Below are 11637 nucleotides of genomic sequence, written 5' to 3' on the forward strand. Positions count from 1 at the left end.
AGGTAGATTTTTTCCGAAAATTCTATTGATTCTCACTATATTTTCCTGTATTGTAAAACGCAAGCGAAAGGATAAACGTTGATCAAACGGATCAACTGCTTTAAAAACTACATACGAACTTATCCAGAGAGGTGTAGGGACTGGCCCTTTGATACCTCAGCAACCAGCCATTGGCACGGTGCTAAATCCAGAAGGCAGTCTTACTGCCTTGAAGATAAGGAGTCTTAGATAAATAGAAGGCCCCCTTATCAAAGGAGGTCTTTTTTTAATGGAAATATACACCACCTCTTCTGTTGAAAAGAGCTCCCTCAGAAACTGTGAGTCAGCATATTCCTGTAGAAGGATGAGCTTTCTAATATATTTGATCAATACTAAATGGAAAGGTTGTTGTGAAATGAAACGATCATTAGAGCAGAGGTTACAAGATGGACCCGTCATTTGTGGAGAAGGTTACTTGTTTGAACTGGAGCGACGGGGCTATTTACAAGCTGGATCCTTCGTACCGGAAGTAGCGCTGGATAACCCGGAGGCACTCAAACAGACCTATCGCGACTATATGCTTGCGGGCTCCGACGTTGTTTTAGCTTTCACTTACAATGGTCACCGTGAAAAAATGAGGATCATTGGCAAAGAGGATCTTTTAGAACCGCTGAACCGTCAGGCGGTTCGTCTGGCTAAAGAGGTGGCTCAAGAGCATCCAGAGGAAGAAGCTCTTGTCGCTGGGAACGTTTCCAATACCAACCTGTTCAATCCGGATGATCCTGAATCTGTTGAGAAAACAAGGAGCATGTTCGCAGAGATGATCGGATGGTGTAAAGAGGAAGGTGTAGATTTTGTTAACGGTGAAACCTTCTACTACTATGAAGAAGCTCTGATTGCTCTTGAAGAAATTCAAAAGCAGGACCTCCCTGCTGTCATCACCTTCGGTCTTATGGGGGAAAATGTTCTACGGGACGGTTATGAAGTTGAAGAAGCCTGCCGTTTGCTGGAAGAAAAAGGGGCGCTTGTTGTAGGTATGAACTGTTTCCGCGGTCCGGCAACGATGCAGCCGTACGTAGAGAAAATCCGCAGCACCGTGGACGGTTATGTAGGAGCCCTTCCAATCCCTTACCGGACAACGGAGGAGCACCCTACTTTCTTCAACCTGCCGGACGGTGGCTGTGCCTGTACCCTGCCAACGGAAACAACGTTCCCAACATCACTTGACCCACTCTACACGAACCGCTATGAATTGGCGGAATGGGCTAAGGAAGCCCATAGTATCGGTGTGAACTACCTGGGGCTCTGCTGTGGAGCGTCTCCGGCTATGCTTCGCGAAGTAGCCGAAACCGTCGGACGTACAGCAGTAAACTCTACGTACTCTCCGGATATGAAGAAACATTTCTTATTTGGCAGTGATGACACCCTTCAGGATCACATAACATCTTATAAAACGAAAGCTTAAGCAAAAAAAACACCTGTCCTCCTTGGACAGGCGACAGCTTGTAGAGAAACCTCTGTTTCTTTACAAGCTTTTTTCTTTCTTACCGCCAGGAGCGAAAGCCCCTTCCCTTTCCGCGGACGAGCGCCCGAGCTTCCTCGCAAAACCCACGCTCGGCGATCTCGGACCACTCGTTCTTCCGCAGGAGTGGAAGGGGCACCGCTCCTTGGGCGTTCTTTAACATCGAAAAAGACTCTCCTTCACCCAGCTCACCTTTACTGGATGGAGAAGAGTCTTTGTCATATTCCGGCAGACAGCCGTCATCAGCGCCTGTTCTTTCTCTTTTTCTTTTCCACGCAAGCGGCAATAGCGCAGACGATGCCGTTCTTTTGAATCTGCGAACCTGCTTAGTGCACAATCTCTCTCCTCTATATTCTAACGTCGGCACGAGGAGCGTTCGGTGGTGACGCCTGTGGGAACAGCGCGAGCCGAAGATCCACTTGGTCCAATGGTTTTCTTGACCAAGTCAGGTGAGGCCGCCGTGCCCGCGGCAAGCATCCACCGATAAGCGGAACGTGTCCCCTCAACACGACATGCGGAGAACTCTAGCTGGATAACACGGATTTTTCTACAGCCTGACGCCTGTCCTACCTGGACAGGCGGCTTTATTCAAACGAAAACGGCAAGGCTCACAAAGCATATGGATTCCCTTACTTTTCTTCCCTCTTGTATAAGGTGCGTCCTTCCTTAATTGTTTCTTCAATCTGTATTTCCTTGATCTGCATGGGGTCTACTTGGAACGGGCTATGATCAAGGATGACCAAATCAGCTAGCTTCCCTGCCTGAAGGCTTCCTTTTGTCTCTTCTTCTCCATATTGATAGGCGGCATGAATCGTAACGGCTTGAAGAGCTTCCCATACAGAAACGCGTTGGTCCACCCCTATCGTTACACCTGACCTCGTTTTTCGATTCACCGCACTCCAAATGGTGTGAAGCATATCCGGCTTAATGACGGGGGCATCCTGGTGAAAATTGACAGGAAGACCTTTATCTATGGCTGATTTAGCCGGACTGATCCGGTTTCCCCGCTCTTCCCCGAGGTTTCTCAAGTGGACATCTCCCCAGTAATACGTATGATCAACAAACATAGAGGGGATCATCCCGATTTCTTTCATTACATCCAATTGATCGTCACGAACGGTCTGACAGTGGATCATAACAGGTCTCCCTGCTTTTGTTTCAGGTTGTTCTGTTTCTGCCAGAGAGCCTTTATAGCTTCTCAGCAATTGATCGGCTGCTGCATCTCCATTACAGTGGGTTATCAATTGGACATTGTCTTGCACCGCCTGTTTTGTAAACTGCTTCACCTGCTCATCACTGTACCAGGCACTGCCTCTATACGTTTCCTCTCCTTCATATGGTTCCGTAAGCCAGGCTGTTTTTCCCTGGGGAGACCCGTCCAAAAACATTTTGTATCCACCGAGTTTGAAGCGTTTATGATACTGTTTCGCATAAAGGGGATTTGATGTAAAAATCTCATTCGGATTTGTGTCCATGAGCGGGTAGGATACCACATCAATGAGCAGCCTTTCCTCTTCAGCTAAAGCTTTACACAACTCGACGAATTGCAGAGAGGCGGCTCCATCCTGGACAGTCGTTATCCCATTTCGTATATAAACGTCCTGACCTTCTTCCACCAGCTTCAAATAATCAAGTTCCATTCCTTTTTGTAAATACGGCTGAATCAACGAAAGACTTGTTTCCTCCACATATCCGTTTGGTTCCATACTGTCTGCCATTCGACCAATGGTTCCACCTTCGACTTCCTCCGTTCGGGAATCTACACCTGCCCTTTGTAAAAGAGCGTCGTTGGCACAGCCCATATGAGCCGACGCATGAAAGACAAATACCGGTTGATCTGTGACTTGGTTCAGGATTTCCTTGGTAGGATGCTGCCCCTCCTCAAGGATAGTATGATCGTATCCAAACCCAATGATCACTTCACCTTGTCCATCCTCCTGCTGCTCTATGTATTGTCTGAGCGCGCGCTTTACATCTTCAAAATTTTCGCAGCCGCTCAAATCTGCCATTCGGGAAACCGGACCTACAAAAGAGATGTGTCCGTGAGGGTCAATAAATGAAGGCATTAACGTTTTCCCTTTCAAATCCACTTTTTCCACCTCTAATGGATGTGCTTCCTTCTCGATTTCCTGAAGCGCGCCCTTACGTTTAATCCATCCATCCTCGATCAAGATCGATTCGACAATCGAACTTTCCTCTTCCATAGTAAGAATATTTCCTCCGTAGTAAATCGTCTGCATGGTCATGTCTCCTCTCATAGTCAGGTCATGTGAGAAGGGCTCTAATGGTTTGATGTCCATTTTTTCCCTTAATTAATGAAGAGGACAGTATAACATGAGGAAAAAATGACCAAAAAGAGACTTTACACCGGGTCCCTTGCTCCTACTCTTTTATGTTCCCTACTCATTCATCATCCATAGATTCACTTACAAAAACCCAGGTGTAGGTCTCGGCAATCTTTACATCATTGTCCATACAGATGCCGTTTTTTTTAGAAAAGAAGGAACAGAATCTATCCAATCCTTCCAGATTCTGATAGCATTCCATATATCAAATCGTATGGAGGAAGTCACTATGAGTCAAAAGTCTGCTCTTTTTTCAATCGGTACAGGCGCCGCTTTATGGGGGATCATCGGTTTTTACGTCACTTACTTGTACAATATCGGATTCACCCCGGCCCAAGTCGTATCGCTCCGGGTTTTATCAGCCAGCCTGCTTCTGGGATTTTACCTATTATCAAAAGACCGCCGCCTCTTTAAAATAAAAGCAGGTGACAGCCGATACTTTATCGGAACCGGGATCATCAGTATCGTCCTCTTTAACTGGTGCTTGTTCAGTGCGATTGAGGAAACGTCTATTTCTGTAGCATCCATCCTTCTCTACACAGCCCCGGCGTTTGTCACGATACTTTCAAGACTGATTTTTAAAGAATCGTTGACGGTACGCAAAGTATCTGCTCTTTTGATTACTTTTCTTGGCTGTGCACTCGTCGTTGGCATCGTTCCACATTCGGAACAGTCCATTTCCATGTATGGCTTGATACTAGGACTTGGGTCAGGATTATTTTATGCGTTATACAGCATTTTCGGTAAGTTTGCCCTTGTGCACTACGATTCACTGACCGTCACCTTTTATACGTTTGTATTCGCATCGATCGCTATCGTCCCATTCAGCGGCCTTTGGAATGAGGCTTCTTTATTCTCAACCGTATCCACATGGCTCTATGTACTGGGGCTGGGGCTCTTATCTACGATGCTTCCGTTTATTTTATACACGAAAGGTTTGAGCTTCATAGAATCGAGCAAGGCCTCCATTATCGCTACCATTGAGCCTGTGGTTGCGACACTTATGGGTTTTCTCGTTTTTCAGGAGCAGTTGACGCTTTGGCAGTACTCAGGAGTCGGCCTCGTCATTACGGCTGTCATTGTCGTACAGGATTCGAAGAAAAACACCCGTTCCATCAACCCGGAAAAGGAGAGAGCAGCAGCCAATTAGCCGGGAAGGCCTCTTTGCTTCAACCTATTTCCACAAAAAAAGGAACCGTTCATTTCATGAAATGAACGGTTCCTTTTTTTGTGATTCTACTCATTTTCTCCTACTTACTGAGCTGTATACCCGCCATCAATAAGAACGGTTTGACCAGTAACACTCTTCGCCTTATCACTGGCAAGGAACATAGAGTAGTCTGCAATTTCCTCTACTTGAAGCAGGCGTTTTTGAGGAACTAGTGGATAAATAACTTCCTCCAACACCTTTTCCAGTTCTACACCGCGGGATTTGGCAAGATCCTTCAATTGACCACGTACAAGTGGTGTATCTACATACCCAGGGGCTACGGCGTTTACTGTAATGCCGTGTTCTGCACCTTCAAGGGCACTCACTTTCGTCAATCCGATGACACCATGCTTCGCACTATTGTAAGCGGCTTTACCAGAGAATCCGATGACTCCGTTAATGGAAGCCATGTTCAGGATACGTCCCTGTCCCTGTTCCTTCATGATTGGGAAGACAGCCTTCGTTGCGATGAATGGTGCTGTCAGCATAATGTCCTGCATCAGCTTGAATTTTTCTGTTGGGAATTCTTCAAGAGGAGATACGTGCTGAAGCCCTGCGTTATTGATAAGTACGTCAATGCGGCCATAGGTTTCAACCGTTTTGTTAATAGCGGCATTGATTTCGTCTTCACTCGTGACATCCGCTTTTACACCAATAGCTGTTAAATTCTGCTCGGTCAGCGATTTGGCCGCCTCTTGTACACCTTCTTCGTTAATATCAGACAAGACGACTTTCGCGCCGTTCTCTGCAAAAACTTTTCCGATTTGATACCCGATACCCTGGGCCGCTCCTGTAATAAATACAACTTTGTTTTCAACCATGTCTATCAACCTCTCTCATGTATGTTCTTGATGAGCTGCTGCTTTTAACTCAAATTCGATTGTACCCAAAAACTTTTTCCATTTCATGCATTACGAATTATACGGAATATTCGTTTTTCCCCGAAAAATGCATGAATTCTCTATCTTTCTATTTCTATTGATTACTATAAAGCGTGAGAGTAAGATATTTCTTGTTGCAAAAATATTGTCGAGTTTTGTCAAACATCATTCTATTAAAACGAATACCAAAGGAGGTTATCCCATGTTTGCTATCATAATTGGACTTGTTTCTTTAATGATTATGGCGTATTTAGGCTGGTCCATTCTATGGATTGCCCCAATTGCTGCTTCCATCGTAGCGATTCTATCAGGCATGAATATTCTGGACGCGTTCACGTCTGACTTCATGAGTGGATTTGCTTCATTTGCCAGAGACTTCTTCCCGATCTTTCTGTTTGGTGCTGTCTTCGGAAAACTGATGGAAGTTACAGGAAGTGCCCGCAAAGTAGCCAGCTTTTTATCGAGAATTGTCGGAAAAGAGCGGGCGATTTTAGGGGTCCTTTTAGGTGCTGCCATCCTTACTTACGGCGGTGTGAGCCTGTTTGTAGTCGTCTTTGTTATGTACCCTCTGGCTCTTAACTTGTTCAGAGAGGCCGATATCAGCCGGAAAGTGATTCCGGGTACGATTGTGCTTGGTGCATTCACCTTTACGATGACAGCTCTGCCCGGTACAGCTCAGGTCCAGAACTATATTCCTACCGAATACTTTAATACAACGATGATGGCCGCGCCGATCATCGGTATTGTCACTGGATTGATTATGGCTGTCGGCGGATACTTTTATCTTTCCTACCGCGCAAACAAACTGACCAAAGCAGGAGAAGGCTTTACTGAACCGAAGAACAAAGTGGGGACGGAAAGTTCCGGGAACGATCCCAGCGTCTTTTTATCCTTCCTGCCACTACTTTGTGTAGTCCTGTTGATTAACATCTTCAACGTAGAAATGCTGATTGCTTTATTCATCGGAATTATTTTAACGATTATCTTGAATTGGAAAGCATTTCACGAGTTCATCACAGCATTGAATGATGGAGCCAAAGGTGCTGTAACTGCCGTCGTGAATACAGGTGCAGCCGTAGGATTCGGAGCAGTTGTTCAGGCTTCCCCTGCTTTTCCAGCGATTAAAGAAGCGCTATTGAACATCAAAGGCGGACTTGTCATCTCTGATGCATTAGCCACACAGGTGCTTGCGATGATTACCGGCTCCGCATCCGGCGGAATGAATATTACTTTGAATGCTCTTGGCTCTGATTACTATCAGCAGGCGATGGAGATGGGAATGAACCCGGAAATCCTTCACCGGATTACAGCTATCGCTTCCGGAGCCTCCATTCTTCCGCATAACGGTGCCCTTCTGACCGTATTTGCGATTACAGGCTTAACCCATAAAGATTCCTATAAAGATATCTTCATCGTTGCTCTGCTCATTCCTTTTGTGGCAACAGTAGTAGGAATTTTGATGTCCTATATCGGAATTGTATAAAACAGACTGAGAAGACCATATTCCTTTATCTGTGAAAGAATTCCTAAAAAAAAAGCAGGACCCGTCGTCTATTATTTCGGCGGGTCCTGCTTGCTTTCTATCCATGGTGTTTTTTCCAAGCGAGACGGCTCCTGTTCAACGTCCGCTCGTATTGATGGTGCCGGTCCTGTAATGACGCTGGCAAAGCCGTCTCAGGAAAGGGCGTTCTTAACAACAGAAATCATAAGGGTGCAGAGGCGGTTCGGCTTGATAGATCCAAGTAGAGGCCAATTCTGAATCATTCCAGCTCCATGCGGCAAGAGCAGCTGCGCAGGCGTCCAACGTGTGGACATGATCCAATGATTCTTCCGGAATATGGAGCATATTCATTTGATCTCTCAACCAATCCAGCACTTCTCTTCGTGTAGAGCGGTCCTTTTTGTACGAAAGAAAATGGTCTGCCTCACCTGCCCGCGTCAAAATAGCTGCACCGGGATGTACTTCAACAACTTGTATATCATACGGCGTACCCAAATGGGAAAGCTCTCTTGATAATCGAATTCCTCTCATAGTCAGGTACACCATCCGTGTCATAGTCGGAGTCATAATGGAAGAGGATCGTCCACCTTTTTCCATAAGGAACTGCCGTAAAGAACGGTCTCTCATGCGATCGCCGCCTCCATCCTCATAAGACAATGGCGCATCAATCCCCACCACGACCTGCTGCTCTGATGCGAGCCTGCTCAGCGTATCTATAATGTCCCCGTCACTGGCCGGAGTGACTTTTTCTTTGAAAATCAGAGCATGTTTCCTGTCCTCAAAAATTATCACGGCCGTATCGGCATGATTGCTCGGACCTGATAAGTCAATGCCTGCGTAATACACAATAAATCCTCCTTTCCCTTGGTTCTGTTATACCTTCCAATCCCTTCGTAAAAACAGGAAGCGCATACAAAAGATCTCTTCCTTTTGTCTGAGGAAGAGATCTTCAAGGGGATCAGACGCTTCATATTGCAGAAGCGGTCTTCTCTTTATAAACCGTTTTGTAAACATTCATGATGTTTTTTGCGGTTTCCTCAACAAGAGGACCAGCATGTTCACTTAAATAATCGAGATTGGAGGGCGCATGAGCAATACTGAAAAAAGCATGAATGCCCTTCTTCTCAAGCAGGGCATATCCATCGCTCAAGCTTCCAGAAATACAAAATACAGGAACGTTAAACTGTTTTGCTCTCATTCCTACGCCCATAGGAGCTTTACCGAATAACGTCTGACGATCAGTCTTTCCTTCCCCGGTAAGGACGAAGGCTGCCTGCTCCAGTTCAGCATTGAAATGAATGCTGTCCAGGACGATATCAATGCCCGGCTTTAGTTCAGCATTTAAAAATGCCATCAGACCAGCACCCAATCCCCCGGCTGCCCCTGCACCTTTTTCATGCATAATATCCTTATTGAGATATTTTTGAATCTGCATTCCATAATGATATAATGCCTGATCCAGAATCTCTACCATCTCAGGCGCTGCTCCCTTTTGAGGGCTGAAAACAGCCGAAGCTCCTTCTGGTCCGCACAATGGATTTGAGACATCGCAGGCTGTTACGAACTGAGTAGAAAAAATCCTTTTGTCCAAATGATCCGTCCTGATCTCGTGGAGATCCAAAAGTGGCTTACCTCCATAAGGGAGCACACGCCCTTCCTTATCCAGCAGTTCTGCCCCAAGAGCGGCGGCCATACCAGCACCTCCGTCATTAGTTGCACTGCCGCCTACGCCGAGGATCACTTTTTCCACTCCATAGTCCAACGCTTTCCTAATCAGTTCACCTGTTCCGTATGTCGTCGTTTCATAGGGATTCAAATCTTCTTCCGCAATGAGTGTAATACCGGAAGCCGCGGCCATTTCTATGACAGCCGTCTGCCCGTCTCCCAGTATGCCCCAAGCCGCTTGTACTCTTCCACCTAGGGGGCCTGTCACTTCATCTGTTCGAAGTGTCCCATCCGTGCTCTTCACAAGGGACTCAACCGTACCCTCTCCTCCATCTGCAAGCGGAAAAGAACGGATCTCACACAACGGGAACACCCGTTTGATGCCTCTTTCCATACTCTGAGCTACTTCAACAGCAGATAAACTACCTTTATAAGAGTCCGGTGCAATTATACATTTCATAGACGTATCCTTTCCAAATGCCCTCCCGTACTTCGTTTATATGGAGTCTTGCCCCTCTTCAAGCACCTCAAGGATTTCATTCCTTGCTCTTTTCCGGTGCGACTGCATCGAGGCCTCAGCCGCTTCTGCGTTACCCGCCTTCATACACGCAGCTATGGCTCTGTGCTCCACAATCGACTGCATCGGGAGCGGACGTTTATTTATCGTAAGCAGACGGGCGCGGTACAGTTGATCGGCATGGACATCAATCACATTAGCCAGTCGTTTATTCCCCGCATGCTCTATAATGGTAAAGTGAAACAAGTTATCCAGCCTTGCCCATTCATCAAGGTCATTCTTCGACAACGCCTGTTCCTGCTGGGAAATAAGACCTTCCAGATGCTCCAGATCGTTAGCGTTCATGACCGTTACAGCAAGTCCTGCGGCTAACCCTTCCAACATTTCTACAACTTCATAAATCTCTTTCAAATCTTTAGCTGATATCGGTTCTACTTCAAATCCTTTTCTAGGAATCAGGTGAACGACCCCTTCTGTCTGCAGGCGGATTAATGCTTCTCTTACAGGTGTGCGGCTCATATCAAGAACTTCTGCAATCTCTCTTTCCAGGATTGTCGGACCCGGCAGAAGCTTCAAGTTTCTGATTGCCAGGCGTAATATCTGATAAGCCCTGACCGGAAGTTTTTTTTCAGACACATGATGGATGATCGGCGCCAATCGTTCCTGCATTTCCTCTACTCTTGTATGCGATTCTGTATTCACTGATGATTGTTCTCTCATAAATTCACCACTCTGCCTTTTGTCTTCCTTTCATTATAACAAGAAGAGAGTAAAAAGAGATCGCACTCCCTTTTTACTCTGTATGGAATTAGACGCTGGCATATTTGGATGATATATGAGAGATAATGGCGTCGGTCACTTCCCTTGTCGAGCTGGTTCCGCCAATGTCTGCTGTTAAAATACCATCTTTCGTTGTAGCACGGATTGCCTCATTAATTAAGTCTGCTTCCTGCTTCAGTCCAAGGTGCTCCAGCATTAGGGCAGCACTGCCGATAGTTCCGATGGGATTGGCGATTCCCTGTCCTGCGATATCCGGGGCAGAACCGTGGACAGATTCAAACATGCTCGGGAAACGGCCGTCCAGATGAATATTTGCACTCGGGGCGATTCCGAGACTTCCAGCCAGGGCACTGCCCAGGTCGGATAATATATCAGCATGAAGGTTGGAAGCGACCACCACTTCGAGCTCTTGCGGATGAAGTACAAAGCGTGCAGCCATCGCATCTACAAGCCATTGATCGGTTTCGACTTCAGGATAGTCCCGGCTTACGCGCTGGAAAACTTCGTCCCATAAAACCATGCCATACTGCTGGGCATTACTTTTCGTGACACTGGTCACTTTTTTGCGGTCTCTCTTCATGGCCATCTCGAAAGCATGACGAATCACTCGTTCACAACCTTCCTCTGTAAATATAGAAGACTGGACAGCCACTTCTTTGCCAGGTCCTCGGCCGGCAAAGTTCCTTCCACCAACGCCGGAATATTCACCTTCTGTATTTTCCCTGACTAATACCCAGTTCAATTTTTCCTTATCCGGGTGATTCAATTTCCCTTCTACACCTGGCAGGAACTCAACCGGACGAATATTGGCCCACTGATCAAAACCTTGACAAATTGCCAGACGGAGTCCCCAGAGGCTTATATGATCGGGAACGGTCGGATATCCAACAGCTCCGAAGTAAATAGCATCATGATTTTTAATTCTTTCCAGTCCATCCTCATCCATCATCTTTCCATGTTCAAGGTAATATTCACATCCCCAAGGAAAGTAATCGCTTTCAAAAGTGAACTTATTAGAAGTCTTTGATAAATGATCGACGACACGAAGCCCTTCTTGAATGACTTCCTCTCCAATACCATCACCCGGAATTACAGCTAGTTTAAAATGTTTTTTACTTTCCATCGATACATACCTCCTGAAAGAGTTTTTTGTTTAACTATTCTAAATATTAATTAATGTATACGTTATTGTCAAATGAATTTCGTTTTAAAAGATAAATATCCCAACTTTTGAAAA

General features: G+C 46.0%; 9 protein-coding genes and 1 riboswitch. Of the genes, 3 read left to right on the forward strand and 6 right to left on the reverse strand.

The features are described 5' to 3' along the window. Positions 1-116 precede the first annotated feature (116 nt). A riboswitch (SAM riboswitch) is annotated at positions 117-221 on the forward strand. Positions 222-394: 173 nt separating this feature from the next. Then, positions 395-1444 carry a homocysteine S-methyltransferase family protein gene (locus tag H615_RS0107800; RefSeq protein ID WP_027954621.1) on the forward strand — a complete coding sequence of 350 codons (1050 nt, stop codon included), beginning with the start codon at positions 395-397 and terminating at the stop codon, positions 1442-1444. A gap of 686 nt (positions 1445-2130) precedes the next feature. Here the strand turns inward: H615_RS0107800 and H615_RS0107810 are convergent. Then, complete coding sequence (locus H615_RS0107810) at positions 2131-3741, reverse strand: amidohydrolase (RefSeq protein ID WP_027954623.1); 1611 nt, start codon at positions 3739-3741, stop codon at positions 2131-2133. A gap of 334 nt (positions 3742-4075) precedes the next feature. On the opposite strand from H615_RS0107810, the gene H615_RS0107815 reads away from it, so the two are divergent. After that, positions 4076-4996 carry a DMT family transporter gene (locus tag H615_RS0107815; protein WP_027954624.1) on the forward strand — a complete coding sequence of 307 codons (921 nt, stop codon included), beginning with the start codon at positions 4076-4078 and terminating at the stop codon, positions 4994-4996. A gap of 104 nt (positions 4997-5100) precedes the next feature. On the opposite strand, the gene H615_RS0107820 is transcribed toward H615_RS0107815, so the two are convergent. Next, positions 5101-5877: a 3-hydroxybutyrate dehydrogenase gene (locus H615_RS0107820; protein WP_027954625.1), complete on the reverse strand. Its 777-nt coding sequence runs from the start codon at positions 5875-5877 to the stop codon at positions 5101-5103. Positions 5878-6139: 262 nt separating this feature from the next. On the opposite strand from H615_RS0107820, the gene H615_RS0107825 reads away from it, so the two are divergent. Then, entirely contained in the window at positions 6140-7420 is a 1281-nt protein-coding gene (locus tag H615_RS0107825) for a GntP family permease (RefSeq protein WP_027954626.1), read from the forward strand. A 207-nt stretch (positions 7421-7627) separates the two neighbouring features. On the opposite strand, the gene H615_RS0107830 is transcribed toward H615_RS0107825, so the two are convergent. From H615_RS0107830 to H615_RS0107845, 4 genes are all read right to left on the reverse strand, one after another. Next, positions 7628-8284, reverse strand: coding sequence for a DUF429 domain-containing protein (locus tag H615_RS0107830; protein WP_027954627.1), 657 nt, complete (start codon positions 8282-8284; stop codon positions 7628-7630). Between the two features lie 121 nt (positions 8285-8405). Next, on the reverse strand, positions 8406-9563 hold the full coding sequence (locus H615_RS21035) for a glycerate kinase family protein (RefSeq protein WP_051254617.1): 1158 nt from the start codon (positions 9561-9563) through the stop codon (positions 8406-8408). Between the two features lie 36 nt (positions 9564-9599). Next, entirely contained in the window at positions 9600-10340 is a 741-nt protein-coding gene (locus H615_RS0107840) for a GntR family transcriptional regulator (protein WP_051254618.1), read from the reverse strand. Between the two features lie 88 nt (positions 10341-10428). Then, entirely contained in the window at positions 10429-11523 is a 1095-nt protein-coding gene (locus H615_RS0107845; protein ID WP_027954629.1) for a tartrate dehydrogenase, read from the reverse strand. Positions 11524-11637: the final 114 nt, after the last annotated feature.

Origin of the sequence: Halobacillus kuroshimensis DSM 18393 (assembly GCF_000425705.1) — a bacterium.
GTDB classification, from domain to species: domain Bacteria; phylum Bacillota; class Bacilli; order Bacillales; family Halobacillaceae; genus Halobacillus; species Halobacillus kuroshimensis.